This is a genomic window from Paraburkholderia sp. BCC1884 (assembly GCF_900996225.1).
Lineage (GTDB): Bacteria > Pseudomonadota > Gammaproteobacteria > Burkholderiales > Burkholderiaceae > Paraburkholderia.
Map to the genome: position 1 here is coordinate 306904 of NZ_CAAJGL010000068.1, position 15332 is coordinate 322235.

A 15332-nucleotide genomic window follows, 5' to 3' on the forward strand; every position below is an offset into this window, starting at 1 on the left:
CATGGAACCAGCATAGCGAGCCGCGACCCGGAGCATTTGATCGTGCTTGCGGTGTTGCCCACCCGGCGGTCAATAGTTTCCGGTTGCGGTCTGCTTGCCCGGAGCGGGTGAGTGCCCATCCGCCGGCGGCGCAGTGTGGCCACCGTGGGCGTGCTCCTGCGCAGCGCCGCCTGCGCCGCCGGGTTGTCCGGGTCGCAACAGCACGCCACCCAGAATGCCCGCCGCCGCCGCGAAAATTGCGCCGAATAGAAACGCCAGGTGATAGCCGCTATTGAGGGCCGCCGTCGTGCCTTGCGACGCCTGCATCGCGTCGCTGCGCGCAGCGGCCAAACTCGCCAGCACGGCAAGACCGAGCGCGCCACCCATCATGAACGACGTATTGACGATACCGGACGCGAGGCCCGAATCGCTCGGATCGACGTCGCTCATGGCGGCGAGCAGCATGGGATTGAACGCAATGCCGGCGCCGACGCCGAGCAGGATCATGCCCGGCATCACGTCGGGCAGGAAGCTGCCGCCGACCGGCGCGCGAGCGAACAGGGCGAGGCCGCAAGCGGCGATCAGCAGGCCGGCGGCGAGCGGCACACGCAAACCGAAGCGCATCACCACGCGCGCCGACAGGCCGAGAGAAAAGAATCCCATGATGAGGTTGGCGGGCAGGAACGCGAGCCCGACCTGCAACGGCCGATAGCCGAGCACCCGCTGCAGATACAACGCGGAAATGAAGAACCACGCGAACATGGCGGCGGCCCACAACACGCCGACCACGTTCGCGGTGGCGACATTGCGCAGGCGGAACAGACCGAGCGGCATCAACGGATGCTGAACGCGTGCTTCGATCACGAGGAAGGCGGCGAGCAGAACGAGTGCGGCGAACAGCAGGCCGAGTGTTTGCGCGGACGTCCATCCTGCTTCATTGCCGTTCACCACCGCATACACCGCCAGCATGAGCGAAGCGGTGACGGAGATGGCTCCGGCGACATCGAGTCGTTCGCCGTGCGCATGCCCGCGCGCCGATGGCAACAAGGCGATGCACAGCGCGTAAACAGCGATGCCAATCGGCAGATTGACGAGAAAGATCCAGTGCCAGCTGAGCAGGTTGGTGAGCAGACCGCCGAGCAATACGCCGATGCTGCCGCCGCCCGCGCACACGAAACCGTACACGCCCATCGCTTTCGCGCGCTCGCCCGGTTCGGTGAAGAGATTCATGATGAGCGACAGCGACACGGCGGAGACGACGGCGCCGCCCAGGCCTTGGACGGCACGCGCGCACACCAGCAGCACTTGCGAGTTCGCCATGCCGCACGCCAGCGAGGCGAGGGTGAACAGCGTGATACCGCCGAGGAACAGCTTGCGGTGTCCATACAGATCGCCGAGCCGTCCGCCGAGCAGCAGACAGCCGCCGAACGTGAGCATGTACGCATTCACGACCCACACGAGCGAGGTCTCGGTGAAGCCGAGGTCCGCGGCGATGGACGGCAGCGCGACGTTCACGATCGTGGTGTCGAGCACGATCATGAGCACGCCGAGACAAAGAACGAACAGTGCCAGCCAGCGCTGCTTGCCGTGGATGGAATGGGTCATGCGGATGCTCCTTTGCCGCGGGCGATGGGGTAACGACAAGCCGTTGATGGCAATAGGATTTTCAGTCTAGCACCCGCCTATTTGAGCTCACAACTACGAGTTCCTGGGCGCCGCGCGCCTCAGTCTCCGCCGATGATTTCGTACTTGCCGCCGCGCTCCAGCGCACGCTGATACGCCGGCCGCGCGTGGATGCGCTTCAGGAAGGCGGTGATCGCGGGAATCCGGCCTTCCATGCCGCCGCGCGCGGTGGCGGCTTCGAGGGGAAAGCTCATCTGCACGTCGGCGGCCGTGAAGTCGTTGCCGACGAACCAGCCGGTCGCACTCAATTCCTTGTCGATGTAGCCGAGATGCAGTTTCAGTTGCGGATCGATGAAGCTGTCTTGCAACGTCTGCGCGATCTTGCGGGCGATGGGCTTGGCGAAGAACGGCATCGGCGCGCTGGCGATGCGTTGCGCGACCAGTTTCAGCAGCAATGGCGGCATCGCCGAGCCTTCCGCGTAGTGCAGCCAGTAGGTGTAGCGCAACCGCTCCGGCGTGCCCGCAGCCGGAGCAAAACGTCCTTGACCGTATTTCTCCACCAGGTATTCGACGATGGCGCCCGACTCGGCGATGGTCTGGCCGTCGTCGGTAATAACGGGCGATTTGCCGAGCGGATGCACCGCGCGCAACTCCGGCGGCGCGAGCATCGTTTTCGGATCGCGCTCGTAGCGCTTGATCTCGTACGGCACGCCGAGTTCTTCGAGCAGCCATAAGACGCGTTGCGAGCGGGAGTTGTTCAGGTGGTGGACGGTCAGCATGGGTCGGGAAAGGGTGGCCAGTGGAGCGTCACATCATAAGGGTGTTGCGCAGAGGCGGGGCTCTAGTCGCACCGCCTGCCGTGCCCGCTCGCCGTCATGCCACGTCGACCACGACCTTCCCCGCGTTGGTGCCGTCGACGATGGCCTGATACGCGAGTTCTACGGTGCTGAGATCGTAGCTCTGCGAATCCAGTCGCGGTACGAGCTTGCCATCTTCGATCAACTGCGTCGCGACGCGCAGCATGTCGCCGTGATGCTCGCGATGTTTGCCGCCGAGCAGCGGAGACAGCGTAAACACGCCGGAGTATGTCGCCTCACGGAACGACAACGGCGCCAGCGCATGCGTGCCCCAGCCCAATGCGCTCACCACATGGCCGAACTGCTTGACCGCCTTGAACGATGCGTCGAGCGTGGCGCCGCCTACGGTATCGGCGACGAGATCGAAGCCTTCGCCCTGGGTCATCGTTTCAACGTACTCCTCGACCGAGCTGGCGCGACGATCGATCGGCGTCGCACCGTATTGTTCGATCAGGTCCATGTCTTTGGCGCTGACTGTCGCGAAGACCTTACCGCCCATCGCCACCGCCAGTTGCACGGAAATATGACCGACGCCGCCGGCGCCGCCCTGCACGAGCACCGTTTGACCCGCCTGCAACTTCGCGCGGTCGGCAATGCCTTCATATGAAGTGATGAAGCTCAACGGAATTGCCGCCGCCTCTCTCATCGACAGATTCGACGGTTTGAGGGCGAGCAGGCGTGCGTCCACGGCCTGAAACTGGGCGAGCGAGCCCGGCAGTCCAGCCACGCCGCCGGTCATGCCGTAGACGTCGTCGCCGACCTTGAAGCCCGTGACCTCGTCGCCCACGGCCTCGACCGTTCCCGCCATGTCGATGCCCAGCACCAGCGGCAGCGGATGCTTCGCGTGCGCCGCATTGCCGGAGCGAATCTTGGTGTCGAGCGGATTCAACCCGCTGGCCTTGACGCGCACCAGCACCTGGCCCCGCCCTGGATTCGGCATCGGGACTTCAGCGAGTTCCAGCGGGCCGTTGTAACGGTTGAGGACTAGGGCTTGCATGGTCATTACATATCTCCAGTGGGACGTCGGACGGTTTGGTCAATCGGCTTGATTAATAATCGTTCATGCGAGAAAGTATGTAAATTGAAGATTTTGCACATCGTCTAAACAAAAATGCATGGATCAAAATGGACTGGAACGACGTTCGAATTTTTCTGGCAATTGCCCGTGAAGGCACGCTGGGCCGCGCGGCAAAGCGGGTAGGGCAGACCCAGCCGACCATCGGGCGTCGTTTGCGGACGCTGGAGGCGTCGGTCGGACAAACGCTCTTTCAGCGCACTGCGGACGGTTTCGTGCTGACCGAGGAGGGCACCGCCGTGCTGGCCAGCGCCGAGCGCATGGAAGACGAGGCGCACGGCTTCGAGCGCTCGCTGGCAGGCAAGGAGCAGCGGCTTACCGGTCTGTTGCGGATTTCATCGTCGGACTGGTTCGGCGTGCATGTGTTGACACCCGTGGTGGCGGAGTTTCTTCGACAGAATCCGTTGGTGTCGGTCGAGTTGGTGACCGATGCCCGGCAATTGAGCCTCGCGCGCCGCGACGCCGATCTGCTGTTCCGCATCACGCCGTTCGACGAGGCGGACGTAATTCAGCGCAAGTTGATCAAGATGGATTACGCGTTGTATGGCCCGCTGAACATCGTGCCGCCGCAGCGCGGCGATGGCGCGGGCTACGCGTTGGTCACCATGGACAGCGCGTTCGGCTCGCTTCCCGACGTGAGATGGCTGCGTGAGATCTTGCCGCACGCGCATGTGGCCTTCGGCAGCAACAACCGCGAAGCCCAGGCGCGCATGTGCGCGGAACGTGCTGGCCTCGCCGTTCTGCCCTGTCCACTGGGCGACAACACGGCGGGGATCGAACGTATCGACCTCGGCGAAGCGCCGCCGGGTCGTGACGTATGGTTCGGCTACCATCGCGACCTGCGCCGCCTGGGACGATTGCGGGCGTTTCTCGACCTGGTGATCGAGCGGCTCTCGAACGTCTGAACTACATCGTGCGTAACTCGAAGCGTTTGAGCTTGCCGGTTTCGGTGCGCGGCAGCGCGTCGACGAAGACCACCACACGTGGATATTTATACGGCGCCACGCTGTGCTTCACGAAGTCCTGGAGTAGCGCCACCAGTTTGTCGTCCGCGCCATAGCCTGAATTGAGCACGACGAAGGCCTTGACGATCTGGCCGCGCGTGTCGTCCGGCACGCCCACCACGCCGCATTCCGCCACGGCATCGTGTTGCAGCAGCACGCTCTCCACTTCGGGGCCCGAGATGTTGTAGCCGGCAGAAACGATCATGTCGTCGGCGCGTGCCTGATAGAACACGTAGCCGTCTTCGTCGAGATAGACCGAGTCGCCGGGCAGATTCCAGCCGTCGCGCACGAACTTCATTTGCCGCTCGTCGGCGAGATAGCGGCAGCCGGTCGGCCCGCGTACCGCGAGCTTACCGATCACGCCCGGCGCAACGGGCTGCATGGCATCGTCCACGGCCTGCACGAGGTAGCCGGGTATCGCGCGCCCGATCGCGTTCGGACGAATTGCGTCGCCCTGCGACGAGATAAAGATGTGGATCAACTCGGTGCCGCCAATGCCGTCGATCATGTCGATGCCGGTGGCGTCGCGCCATAGGCGGCGGGTCGAATCCGGTAAGGCTTCGCCTGCCGATACCGTGTTCTTCAGGCTCGAGATGTCGTGATGCCCGACGAGCGGCGCCATCTGCCGATAGAAAGTCGGCGCGGTGAACATGATGGTCGCGTGAAAACGTTCGACGGCTTGCAGCAGCGTCTCGGGCGATAGTTTCTCGATCAGGACCGTGGAGGCGCCGACGCGCAACGGAAAGCACAACATGCCGCCGAGCCCGAACGTAAACGCGAGGGGCGGTGTACCGCAAAAAATATCGCTCGACGTGGGCTTGAGCACGTGACGTGGGAACAGATCGCACATCGCAACGACGTCGCGATGAAAGTGCATGCAGCCTTTCGGCGCGCCGGTCGTGCCGCTGGTGAAGGCAATCAGGCAAACGTCGTCGGCGGCGGTGTCGCACGCGGCGAAGTGAGCGGGCTTGTTGATCGCGAGGGTGTCGAGCGAATCGGGGGCGTCGCTATGGAAGAGACGCGTTTGCTTGAGGCCCGCGCAATAGAACTCGTCCCGTGGATCGTTGCAGCGGGCGAGTTCGTCGGTCAGACGCGCGTCGCATAGCGCCGCGCCGACTTGCGCCTTGTCGATGATCTGCTTCAATTCCTTCGCGCGCAGCAGCGGCATGGTCGGCACCAACACCAACCCGACCTTGAGCGCCGCGAGCGCGGTGACCGCCATCTGCAAGGTGTTCGGGCCGCGCAACAGAACGCGGTTACCCGGTTGCAAACCCATTTCGTCGACCAGCACATGGGCGCTGCGATTCACCAGCGCGAGCAAGTCGCCATACGTGTTGGCGTGCGGCGCGCCGTCGACATCGGACCAGATGGCGGGGCGGTCGCGATGACCGGCCTCGAGGGTTCTGTCGAGCAGTTCCGTCGCGCAGTTCATCCGCGCCGGGTAGGCCACGTCCGGGTTGTCGAGCAGAAAGACAGGCCATTGATCCTGCGGCGGAAGGTTGTCGCGCGCGAAGGTATCGACGTGTGCTGACGGTTCCATCATGGTCTCCCGGGCGTTGAGCCGGCTGAAGGCGCTTCGGTTGGCTTGGTGGGCTTTCTCGTGCTGCTTTCGATGCTGCTTTCTTTCGCTTGCGGCCGGGTTCCGGCTTTACTGCGGGATCACGGCGGTCGCTTCGATTTCGACCTTCGCGTCGTCTTCGATGAGCGCGACGACCTGCACCGCGCTCATCGCGATGTCGTAGTCGCCGATCAGTTCGCGAAACGCACGGCCGATGTCCTTCAACGATGCGAGGTACTCGCGTTTATCGGTGACGTACCACGTCATTCGCACGAGATGCTCGGGTGTGCCGCCCGCTTCATGCAGCACGGCGAGCACGTTCCTGAGCGCCTGAACGGCCTGCGCCGCGAAATCGCTGGTCTGGAAGCGCGCCTGTTCGTCCCAGCCGATCTGGCCGGCGATGAACACCTGCGTGCCGCTGGCCGCGACGCCGTTCGCATAGCCGCGCGGTTTGATCCAACCGGCGGGGAGGAGAGCTTTTTTCATGAGCGATGCGCCTCGATGGAGTCGGGCTGGGGGGCGAACCTCGCGAGTGCGCTCGCGATGTCGGTGGGTAGTTCGATGGAGGTATTACTCTCGAGCGATGTCGTCACGAGCACCTGCTTCGCGCGAAAACGCGTTTCGCCGTTGCAATGCCCAACGATCTCGATGCTGATCGAGCGCCGTCCGATTGCCGAGACGTCGAGCGTCAAGGTGATCGTTTCGCCCATCTGGCTCGGCCGCGAAAACTCGCAGTCGAGTTTGACGATCGGCAGGCCGACGCGGCGCTGCGCGATCATGTGCGCGTAGTCGATCTGCAAACCTTCGTTGAACCAGTCTTCGACGAGCGCGTTCGTCATCACCAGATATTGCGGAAAGAAGACGATGCCCGCCGGGTCGCAATGCGAGAACCGAATGCGTACGGGTCTTTCGAAGGACAGGTTCATTGCGCGTTGTCCTTCGCCGCTCGGGCAGCATGTGCTTTCAGCAGATCACGGCCGACGATCAATTGCTGCACTTCGGTCGCACCTTCGTAAATACGCAGTGCCCGGATCTCGCGATACAGCATTTCGACGGCCGCGCCGCTTTGCACGCCCATGCCGCCGTAAAGTTGCACGGCGGCGTCGATCACTTGCTGCGCGCCTTCGCTTGCATGCCACTTCGCCATCGCGGCTTCGCGTGTCACGTTTTCGCCCTGATCACGCAACCAGGCCGCGCGATAGACGAGCAAGGCGCTGCTGTCGATGGTCAAGGCCATCTGCGCGAGCCTCGCCTGAGTCAGCTGGAAATCGCCGAGTGTTTGTCCAAACATCTTGCGTGAAGAAGCGCGCGCCAGGCCCTCGGCCATCGCATGCCGCGCGAAGCCGAGCGATGCCGCCGCCACGGAGGTGCGGAAAATATCCAGCGTGCGCATGGCGAGCTTGAATCCTTCGCCGGCCACGCCGAGCATCTGGCTGCGCGGTACGCGTGCCCCCGCAAAACGCAAACGCGCGAGCGGATGCGGCGCGATCACGTCGATGCGCTCCGCGATCTCGAGTCCCGGCGTGTCCGCGTCCACGATGAACGCACTGATGCCGCGCGCGCCTGGTGCTTCGCCGGTTCTGGCGAACACCACATAGAAATCGGCGATGCCGCCGTTGGAGATCCACGTCTTCTCGCCGTCGAGCACAAAGGCGTCGCCGTCTTCGCGAGCGCTGAGTGCCATCGCGGCCACGTCCGAGCCGGCTTCCGGTTCCGACAGGGCGAATGCGGCGATCGCGGTACCGTTGGCTACGCGCGGCAAATAGCGGGTCTTTTGCTCATGCGTGCCGCCGAGCGAAATGGCGCCGGAGCCAAGGCCTTGCATCGCCAACGCGAAATCCGCGAGACCCGAGTGTCTGGCGAGCGTCTCGCGCAACAGGCAAACGGCGCGTGTGTCGATGGTGTCGCCGTGGCCGCCATAGGCCATGCCGCCTACGCCGTATTTCAGCCAGCCCGCCGCACCGAGTTCGCGCACGAGGCGCTGGCAGGTTGCATCGACGTCCTTGCGCTCGGGTTCCGCATGCGAGAGGTTCGCCTCGCACCAGGCTTCGAGATTCGCAGCGAGTTCGCGGTGGCGCGGCTCGAAGAATGGCCACGCCAGCGGGCTGTGCAGATCGAGAGTGGGATCGATGCTCACCTCAATCTCCTTCGAACACCGGACGCGACTTCGCGGCGAACGCGGTATAAGCGCGTTCGAAATCGCGCGTGCTCATGCAGATCGCCTGCGCTTGCGCCTCGGATTCGATTGCTTCGTCGATGCTCATGCTCCATTCCTGGTGCAGCATCTTCTTGGTGATGCCGTGCGCGAACGTCGGACCGGCGACGAGGTCGGCGGCGAGTTGGTGCGCCTCCTGCACGAGCGTGGCGGGCTCGCATAGGCGGTTATAGAAGCCCCACGCATGGCCTTCTTCACCGCTCGCCGAGCGACCGGTAAAGAGCAATTCCGCGGCGCGTCCCTGGCCGATGATGCGGGGCAGAATCGCGCACGCGCCCATATCGCAGCCCGCCAGACCGACGCGGGAGAACAGGAACGCGAGCTTGCTGCGCGCGGTGCCGAGCCGCATATCGGACGACATCGCGAGGATCGCACCGGCACCGGCGCAGACACCGTCGACGGCGGCGATCACCGGTTGCGGGCAATGACGCATCGCTTTGACGAGATCGCCGGTCATGCGCGTGAAAAGCAGCAGTTCCGGCATGGGCAAATCGATCAGCGGCGCAATGATGTCGTGGACGTCGCCGCCGGAGCAGAAGTTGTCTCCTGCACCGTGGATCACTACCGCTTTGACGTCGGTCGCATAGCTCAGCTGGCGAAACAGATCGCGCAACTCCGCGTACGACTCGAAGGTCAGCGGATTCTTGCGCTCGGGGCGGTTCAGCGTGATCGTCGCGACCTTGTCGGCGACCGACCAGCCGAAATGCTGCGCCTCGTAACCGGCGAGCGTCAGGCGGTTGCCGGCCAGCAGCGCATCGGCGTTGGATCGTGTCATGGCATGTCTCTCGTACGTTGTCGGTGCGAATCAGTCTTTCAGCGTGTCGAGCAGATGCTGCTTGAGCTTGCCGAGACGTTGATGGGTGCGCGATTTCTCATCCAGGCTCAAGCCGCCGAACAGTTCGACCACCCACTGCTCGTGCGCGACCGCCATCCTGTCGAAGGCTTTGCGGCCGGCGACCGTGAGGCACACGCTGATCGAGCGGCGATCGTTCGGATCGGTGTCGCGTGAGACCAGGCCTTCCTTTTCGAGCTGATCCGTAATGCCGGTGATATTGCCGCCCGTGACCATCAAACGCCGCGATAGCTCGGTCATCTTGAGGCCTTGCGGATGACGTTCGAGTTGCGCCATCAAGTCGAAACGCGGCAGCGTGGTGTCGAATTCATTGCGCAGACGCTTGCGCAATTCGGCCTGCACGAGGTTGGTCGTGGTCAGCATGCGCAACCATAAACGCAGCCCCATGTGGCTATCGGCGCCGGTACTCATTTCGAGGTCCACGACGTTCTCCGCAGGTTTGGCGACACCTTTGCGCGGCGGTTTCGTTTCAGCCGCTGCGGGCTTTTTATTGTTGGTCGACTTGCTCACATGACTTCTCCACCAGAGATGGAAATGGATTGCCCCGTGACTGCGTCGGAGCCGGACTGACAGAGCCAGAGCACCGAGTTGGCGACCTGTTCGGGGCTCACGAAGCGCCGTTGCGGATTCGAGCGCAGCAAGGTGTCGCGCGCTTGCTGTTCGGTGCGCGAGGTCTTGCTGGTGATCTGTTCGAGCGAGGCGTGCAGTAACTCGGTTTCCGTGTAGCCGGGGCACACGGCGTTGACGGTGACGCCTTTCGTCGCGACTTCCAGTGCGAGCGAACGCGTGAGACCGATCACGCCATGCTTCGCGGCGCAGTAGGCCGCGACGTAGGCGTAGCCGACCTGGCCCGCCGTGCTCGCGATATTGACGATGCGGCCATAACCGCGTTCGAGCATGCCGGGCAACACGGCGCGCGTGCCGAGAAAAACGCCGGTGAGGTTCACGTCCAGCATGCGTTGCCAGAGGGCGATGTCGGTGTGCGTGAACGGCGCGGCTTGCGCCTGACCGGCATTGTTGATGAGGATGTCCACCGCGCCGGCCTGGTCGAACGCCTGGGCAACCGACGCCTCCTGCGTGACGTCGACGCCGATACAGCGGACCTCACCTAACGCGGCGCATTTTTCCTGCTGCACTGCGAGTCGTTGTGCGTCGCGACCCATCAAGGTGACGCGTGCACCGGCGCGTAGCAGCGCTTCCGCCACGGCCGCACCGATTCCGCTGCCGCCGCCTGTCACGACTGCATGTTGCCCTGCGAGTGTCGAATGGTCCGTGTTCACGTGGTGCCCTCCGCGCGCTGTGCGCGTTCTTGCGGCGAAAGTCCGGCATTGGCGGCGGCCTGGGTGCGTTCGCGTTCGAGATTACGTTCAAGTTGCGATTTCGCGGCGCTATAGGGCTTTGGCCACATCACGTCGAAATAGCCTATTTTTGCGGCTTCGTTCAGTGTCCACGACGGATTGGCCAGGTGCGGACGCGCGATCGCGCATAGGTCCGCACGGCCCGCTGCGATGATGCTGTTGACGTGATCCGCTTCGGAAATCGCGCCGACTGCGATCGTCGCGATGCCCGCCTCGTTGCGCACGCGGTCGGCGAACGGTGTCTGGAACATGCGGCCGTACACGGGCTTTTCCGCCTTGCTGACCTGACCCGACGAGACGTCGATCATGTCGGCGCCCGCTGCCTTGAAGGCTAGCGCGATCTGCACGGCGTCGTCGGGTGTCGTGCCGCCCTCGACCCAGTCGTTTGCCGAGATTCGCACGGAAATCGGCTTGTCCTGCGGCCAGACCGCGCGGATCGCCTTGAAAATCTGCAAGGGATAACGCAGGCAATTTTCCAGCGAGCCGCCGTATTCGTCGGTGCGCTGATTGGTCAGCGGCGAGAGGAAACTGGAGAGGAAATAGCCGTGCGCGCAATGCAGTTCGAGCCAGTCGAAGCCCGCCTCGGCCGACATCTTCGTGGCGCTGACGAACTGCGCTTCAATCTCGCGCAATTCGTCGGGCGTGGCTTCGCGTGAAAGCTGGCTAACGCCGCGCAGATACTGTTGTGGCGATGCCGAGACGAGCGGCCAGTTACCGTCTTCGAGCGGCTGGTCGATGCCTTCCCACGCGACACGCGTCGAGCCTTTTGCGCCGGAATGACCGAGCTGAATGCCGATCTTCGCGTCCGACTGACGATGCACGAGGTCGACGATGCGCTTCCATGCGACCAGGTGCTCCGGCGCGTACATGCCAGGACACGCAGGTGTGATACGCGCTTCGGGCGACACGCAGGTCATTTCCGTCATGACCAGCGCGGCGCCGCCCATGGCGCGAGCACCGAGATGCATCAGATGATAGTCACCCGCGACGCCGTCCACCGCCGAGTATTGCGCCATCGGCGACACCACGACGCGGTTTTTCAAGGTCACGCCGCGCAAGGTGAACGGCGTGAACATGGGCGGCACGGAATGCTGGTCCGGCGTGCGCTGTACGCCCGAGCGCTGAGCGAGCCAGTCTTCGAAGCCTGCAAGATAGCGCGCATCGCGCTCGCGCAGATTTTCGTGCGAGATGCGCTGCGAACGCGTGAGCAGCGAATAGGCGAACTGTTCCGGCTCGAACGACGTGTAACGGTCGACGTGTTCGAACCACTCCGTTGAATTGCGCGCCGCGTTCTGAATGCGCAAGACGTCGATGCTGCGCACGTCGGTGTAATGCTGTAACGCGGCGGCCAGGTCGCCGGGATGCGCGCGCATGCTGTTGGCGAGTTCGATCGAGTCCTCGAGCGCGAGCTTGGTGCCCGAGCCAATCGAGAAGTGCGCGGTGTGCGCGGCGTCGCCCATCAGCACGATCGGCGTTTGTGTGCCGTCGCGATTGGCGCGCCAGTGCACCCATTCTTTGTTGACCACGCGCGGAAAGCGGATCCATTGCGAGGAGCCGCGCAGGTGGGAGGCATTGGAGAGCAGCGGATTGCCGTCCAGATATTTGGCGAACAGCTTTTCGCAGAAGGCGATGCTGTCTTCCTTGCTCATCTCGTCCAGACCGGCGGCGCGCCACACGCGTTCCGGCGTTTCGACGATGAACGTGGAAGTCTGATCGTCGAAGCGATAGGCGTGTGCCTGGAACCAGCCGAATTCGGTTTCTTCGAAGGCGAAGTTAAAGGCGTCGAAAAGTTTTTTGGTGCCGAGCCAGACGAAGCGGCAATCGCGCATGTCGATGGCGGGCTGGTAGGTCGCCTCGTACTTCTGACGAATGGCGCTGTTAGCGCCGTCGCAGGCGACGATCAGGTCGGCTTCGTAGACCGTGTCGTCCGTGACCTGGGTTTCGAACACCAGTTTGACGCCGAGTTCTTCACAGCGCGCTTGCAGGATGTTCAGCAGGCGCTTGCGACCAATCCCGCAGAAGCCGTGGCCCGACGAGCGAATCTGCTCGCCGCGAAAATGAATCTCGATGTCGTCCCAGTGGTTGAAGGCGTCGAGAATCGCGTCGGCGCTGGGGGCGTCGGCGGCGCGCAGGTTGCCGAGCGTCTGGTCGGAGAACACGACGCCCCAGCCGAAAGTGTCGTATGGACGGTTGCGCTCCACTACGGTGACTTCGTAGGTGGGATTCCGGCCCTTCATCAACAGGCCGAAATAAAGGCCGGCCGGGCCGCCGCCGATACAGACGATGCGCATGCTTGTTCCCCAAAGTGGAGGTTGCCTTGGGGTTAATTTAGGCCTCGATAGTTTAGATGTCAAGTAAATATAAAGGGGGGCGGCGGGCGAGCGGCCGCGTGATCGTAGAGAATAAAGTCAGTCAACTCAAGATGAACGCTGCGTACGCAGCGGCGCTGGCGCGGGATATTCTGCCGACCGGATCGAGGTGGCGATCGAACTGGCGGAACACGGTGCGCTCGACTATCCCGTGTTCGAGTGCCTCGCTGAAGGGACGATCGCGTTCGGGCAGCAGACGATTTCATCGAGGTTCGAGTGGCGGAAGCCTCCCGTGAGACGAGCTAAAACATCCCCATCGCGCCTTCCACGCTGCGCACCATCGACATGAGTCGCGGTCCCACGTCGCTTTCCAGTTGTCCCTCTTTGAGTAGATACGACGGCACGCCGCAATTGAACACGAGAATCTCGCCATCGGCGGACGGTTTCATCGGCACGGCGACCGCGTGTACTTCGCGGCGCAAATCGCCGTACGACACGCAAAAGCCGCGCTCCCGAAAGTAGTCAATGCCGCGCAACACACGATCTCGGAACGTGGTCCACTCGTCGGGCGACTTGACCGCGATCTCGTTGAGCAACGCTTCTCGCCGTTCGGCGGGCAACGCGGCCAGGAGTGCGCGGCCCATCGCGGTACGCACGATTGGATAGCTCAATCCGATATCCGGAGGTAGACCCTGCGGCGTGCTGCTACGACTGCTCTCGAGATAGACGACGTTCAGCCGGTCGCGCATTCCGAGCGACACCGAGCCCCGAATGTGATCCGCAAGTTCTCTCATCGACGGTCGCGCGATCTGTCTCACTGCGAGACTCGCGAGCAACGGATAGGCGAGCGACAGCACGGCCGATCCGAGCTGGAACTTGCCGTTCATACGGTTCACGCGCAGGTAGCCGAGCCGGGTCAACGTGTAGGTGAAGCGCGAGATCGTCGCCTTGGTCATGCCGGTGCGCACGGCGAGCTCGGCATTGCCGAGTTGCGAATCGCGCGGCGTGAAGCAGTGCAGGATGTCGAGGCCGCGCGCGAGCGTCGTGGCGAACTGACGGTCGCCGTCGAACTCATCGGGGGTGTAGCGTACCTTCGAATCCATATAGTCGCCTGCTGCCGGCATGATTTCCGGCGCCTCGTTGGGTGACATGCTTCCTCCTTTCAACTCCCTTCATTGTGCGCCGCGTGTTCTGCATATCCAAACTGTGTTCAGCATAGTCGAACAACTCTGCCTGGCGAGATGAAAAAGCCGGATAGTTGTCCATAAATTAGCCTATCACGGAGACAGCAAATGAACAGCAAGAACCCGGATTTCGACGTGATGCTCGCGGACGTCGCGCGTTTCGTGCGCGAAGAAGCGATGCCGCGTGAAAACGAAATCGAGCAGGCGGACGCCATGCCAGAGGATGTCGTGGAACGCATGCGCGCGCTCGGCTATTTTGGCTGGAGCATTCCACAAGAATTTGGCGGAGCCGGCCTCACGACGGAGCAACTTGTGCGCGGCGCATTCGAGCTTTCGCAGGTCTCGGTGGCATTTCGTGCACGGGTTGGCACGAATACCGGCATCGGCTCCGAGGCGCTCGTCGCGGATGGCAGCGAGGCTCAGAAGCAGCGCTATCTACCGCGGCTGGCATCGGGCGCGTTGACCGGCGCATTCGCGTTGACCGAGTCGGACGCGGGCTCCGATGCCACGGCCTTGCGCACCACGGCCCGTCGCGACGGCGATCATTACGTGCTCGACGGCAGCAAATGCTTCATTACAAATGCGCCGATCGCCGATCTCTTCACGGTGATGGCGCGCACAGATCCGTCGATACCCGGCGCGGGGGGGATCTCCGCCTTTCTCGTCGAGCGTGGCACGGCTGGGCTCACGACTAGCGATCCGTACGCGAAGATGGGCCAGGCAGGTTCACCCGTCGGCGACGTGCATTTCAAGGGGTGCCGGGTACCGGCTGCCAATCTGATCGGCGGCTTGGAGGGGCAGGGCTTTCGCACCGCCATGAAGGTATTGAACAAACAGCGCATCCATCTCGCGGCGCTGTGCACGGGCCCGGCGATCCGCATGCTCGACGAAGCTGTCGCTTACACCTCGCGCCGCGAACAGTTCGGCAAGCCGGTGGCGGAATTCCAGCTCGTTCAGGCGCTCATTGCCGAGTGTCAGACGGAAATCTACGCAGCGCGGTCGATGATTCTCGAAACCGCGCGCAAGCGCGATGCCGGCGAGGATGTCGCGCTGGAGGCGTCGATGTGCAAGATGTTTGCCTCCGAGATGTGCGGGCGCGTCGCGGATCGCGCGGTACAGATGTTCGGCGGCCGCGGCTACCTCGCGGGCAATGCGGTGGAGCGGTTCTATCGCGACGTGCGCGCATTCCGCATCTACGAGGGCACCACGCAGATCCATCAGTTGAACATTGCAAAGATCACGCTGCGCCGCGCGGCGCACAAGAACGCTACGCAACACGACGACGGTGTTGCAACGACCGCTGTGTGTGCCGCATGA

General features: G+C 63.2%; 14 protein-coding genes and 1 pseudogene. 3 read left to right on the top strand and 12 right to left on the bottom strand.

Features of this window, described 5'->3' with window-relative positions:
- Nucleotides 1-69: 69 nt before the first annotated feature.
- From FQ705_RS08325 to FQ705_RS08335, 3 genes are all read right to left on the bottom strand, one after another.
- Nucleotides 70-1584: a DHA2 family efflux MFS transporter permease subunit gene (locus FQ705_RS08325; RefSeq protein WP_144139491.1), complete on the bottom strand. Its 1515-nt coding sequence runs from the start codon at nucleotides 1582-1584 to the stop codon at nucleotides 70-72.
- A gap of 119 nt (nucleotides 1585-1703) precedes the next feature.
- Nucleotides 1704-2381: a glutathione S-transferase family protein gene (locus FQ705_RS08330; RefSeq protein WP_144139494.1), complete on the bottom strand. Its 678-nt coding sequence runs from the start codon at nucleotides 2379-2381 to the stop codon at nucleotides 1704-1706.
- Between the two features lie 94 nt (nucleotides 2382-2475).
- Complete coding sequence (locus tag FQ705_RS08335; protein WP_144139497.1) at nucleotides 2476-3462, bottom strand: zinc-dependent alcohol dehydrogenase family protein; 987 nt, start codon at nucleotides 3460-3462, stop codon at nucleotides 2476-2478.
- Nucleotides 3463-3584: 122 nt separating this feature from the next.
- On the opposite strand from FQ705_RS08335, the gene FQ705_RS08340 reads away from it, so the two are divergent.
- Nucleotides 3585-4439 carry a LysR family transcriptional regulator gene (locus tag FQ705_RS08340; protein WP_144139500.1) on the top strand — a complete coding sequence of 285 codons (855 nt, stop codon included), beginning with the start codon at nucleotides 3585-3587 and terminating at the stop codon, nucleotides 4437-4439.
- 1 nt (nucleotide 4440) lies between these two features.
- On the opposite strand, the gene FQ705_RS08345 is transcribed toward FQ705_RS08340, so the two are convergent.
- The 8 genes from FQ705_RS08345 to FQ705_RS08380 all read right to left on the bottom strand — a co-directional run bounded on the left by FQ705_RS08345 (nucleotide 4441) and on the right by FQ705_RS08380 (nucleotide 12813).
- Nucleotides 4441-6078 carry an AMP-binding protein gene (locus FQ705_RS08345; RefSeq protein ID WP_144142267.1) on the bottom strand — a complete coding sequence of 546 codons (1638 nt, stop codon included), beginning with the start codon at nucleotides 6076-6078 and terminating at the stop codon, nucleotides 4441-4443.
- 108 nt (nucleotides 6079-6186) lie between these two features.
- On the bottom strand, nucleotides 6187-6582 hold the full coding sequence (locus tag FQ705_RS08350; protein WP_144139501.1) for a RidA family protein: 396 nt from the start codon (nucleotides 6580-6582) through the stop codon (nucleotides 6187-6189).
- Nucleotides 6579-7022, bottom strand: a complete 444-nt coding sequence (locus tag FQ705_RS08355; RefSeq protein WP_144139504.1) for an acyl-CoA thioesterase — start codon at nucleotides 7020-7022, stop codon at nucleotides 6579-6581. Before FQ705_RS08355 ends, FQ705_RS08350 begins: the two co-directional genes overlap by 4 nt.
- Nucleotides 7019-8233: an acyl-CoA dehydrogenase family protein gene (locus FQ705_RS08360; protein WP_144139507.1), complete on the bottom strand. Its 1215-nt coding sequence runs from the start codon at nucleotides 8231-8233 to the stop codon at nucleotides 7019-7021. Before FQ705_RS08360 ends, FQ705_RS08355 begins: the two co-directional genes overlap by 4 nt.
- Before the next feature lies 1 nt (nucleotide 8234).
- Nucleotides 8235-9086, bottom strand: coding sequence for an enoyl-CoA hydratase family protein (locus FQ705_RS08365; RefSeq protein WP_144139509.1), 852 nt, complete (start codon nucleotides 9084-9086; stop codon nucleotides 8235-8237).
- 30 nt (nucleotides 9087-9116) lie between these two features.
- The gene (locus FQ705_RS08370) at nucleotides 9117-9674 is read right to left on the bottom strand and encodes a MarR family winged helix-turn-helix transcriptional regulator (protein WP_144139512.1); all 558 of its coding nucleotides are present in this window, start codon (nucleotides 9672-9674) and stop codon (nucleotides 9117-9119) included.
- A complete protein-coding gene (locus FQ705_RS08375; protein WP_144139515.1) occupies nucleotides 9671-10444 on the bottom strand; it encodes an SDR family NAD(P)-dependent oxidoreductase in 774 nt (257 codons plus the stop codon). Before FQ705_RS08375 ends, FQ705_RS08370 begins: the two co-directional genes overlap by 4 nt.
- The gene (locus FQ705_RS08380) at nucleotides 10441-12813 is read right to left on the bottom strand and encodes a bifunctional salicylyl-CoA 5-hydroxylase/oxidoreductase (protein WP_144139518.1); all 2373 of its coding nucleotides are present in this window, start codon (nucleotides 12811-12813) and stop codon (nucleotides 10441-10443) included. The genes FQ705_RS08375 and FQ705_RS08380 overlap by 4 nt, the downstream gene beginning before the upstream one ends.
- 127 nt (nucleotides 12814-12940) lie before the next feature.
- Here FQ705_RS08380 and FQ705_RS34440 point away from each other — a divergent pair.
- Nucleotides 12941-13087 (top strand): annotated as a pseudogene (locus tag FQ705_RS34440) (acyclic terpene utilization AtuA family protein); the annotation flags it as partial.
- Nucleotides 13088-13133: 46 nt separating this feature from the next.
- On the opposite strand, the gene FQ705_RS08390 reads toward FQ705_RS34440, so the two are convergent.
- Nucleotides 13134-13982, bottom strand: a complete 849-nt coding sequence (locus FQ705_RS08390; protein WP_260854415.1) for an IclR family transcriptional regulator — start codon at nucleotides 13980-13982, stop codon at nucleotides 13134-13136.
- Nucleotides 13983-14123: 141 nt separating this feature from the next.
- On the opposite strand from FQ705_RS08390, the gene FQ705_RS08395 reads away from it, so the two are divergent.
- Nucleotides 14124-15332: an acyl-CoA dehydrogenase family protein gene (locus FQ705_RS08395; RefSeq protein ID WP_144139521.1), complete on the top strand. Its 1209-nt coding sequence runs from the start codon at nucleotides 14124-14126 to the stop codon at nucleotides 15330-15332.

Excerpts from the sequence above, each read along its gene's own strand:
- FQ705_RS08325 (WP_144139491.1), bottom strand. The coding sequence starts at position 1,584 with ATGACCCATTCCATCCACGGCAAGCAGCGCTGGCTGGCACTGTTCGTT.
- FQ705_RS08330 (WP_144139494.1), bottom strand. The coding sequence starts at position 2,381 with ATGCTGACCGTCCACCACCTGAACAACTCCCGCTCGCAACGCGTCTTA.
- FQ705_RS08335 (WP_144139497.1), bottom strand. The coding sequence starts at position 3,462 with ATGACCATGCAAGCCCTAGTCCTCAACCGTTACAACGGCCCGCTGGAA.
- FQ705_RS08340 (WP_144139500.1), top strand. The coding sequence starts at position 3,585 with ATGGACTGGAACGACGTTCGAATTTTTCTGGCAATTGCCCGTGAAGGC.
- FQ705_RS08345 (WP_144142267.1), bottom strand. The coding sequence starts at position 6,078 with ATGGAACCGTCAGCACACGTCGATACCTTCGCGCGCGACAACCTTCCG.
- FQ705_RS08350 (WP_144139501.1), bottom strand. The coding sequence starts at position 6,582 with ATGAAAAAAGCTCTCCTCCCCGCCGGTTGGATCAAACCGCGCGGCTAT.
- FQ705_RS08355 (WP_144139504.1), bottom strand. The coding sequence starts at position 7,022 with ATGAACCTGTCCTTCGAAAGACCCGTACGCATTCGGTTCTCGCATTGC.
- FQ705_RS08365 (WP_144139509.1), bottom strand. The coding sequence starts at position 9,086 with ATGACACGATCCAACGCCGATGCGCTGCTGGCCGGCAACCGCCTGACG.
- FQ705_RS08380 (WP_144139518.1), bottom strand. The coding sequence starts at position 12,813 with ATGCGCATCGTCTGTATCGGCGGCGGCCCGGCCGGCCTTTATTTCGGC.
- FQ705_RS08390 (WP_260854415.1), bottom strand. The coding sequence starts at position 13,982 with ATGTCACCCAACGAGGCGCCGGAAATCATGCCGGCAGCAGGCGACTAT.
- FQ705_RS08395 (WP_144139521.1), top strand. The coding sequence starts at position 14,124 with ATGAACAGCAAGAACCCGGATTTCGACGTGATGCTCGCGGACGTCGCG.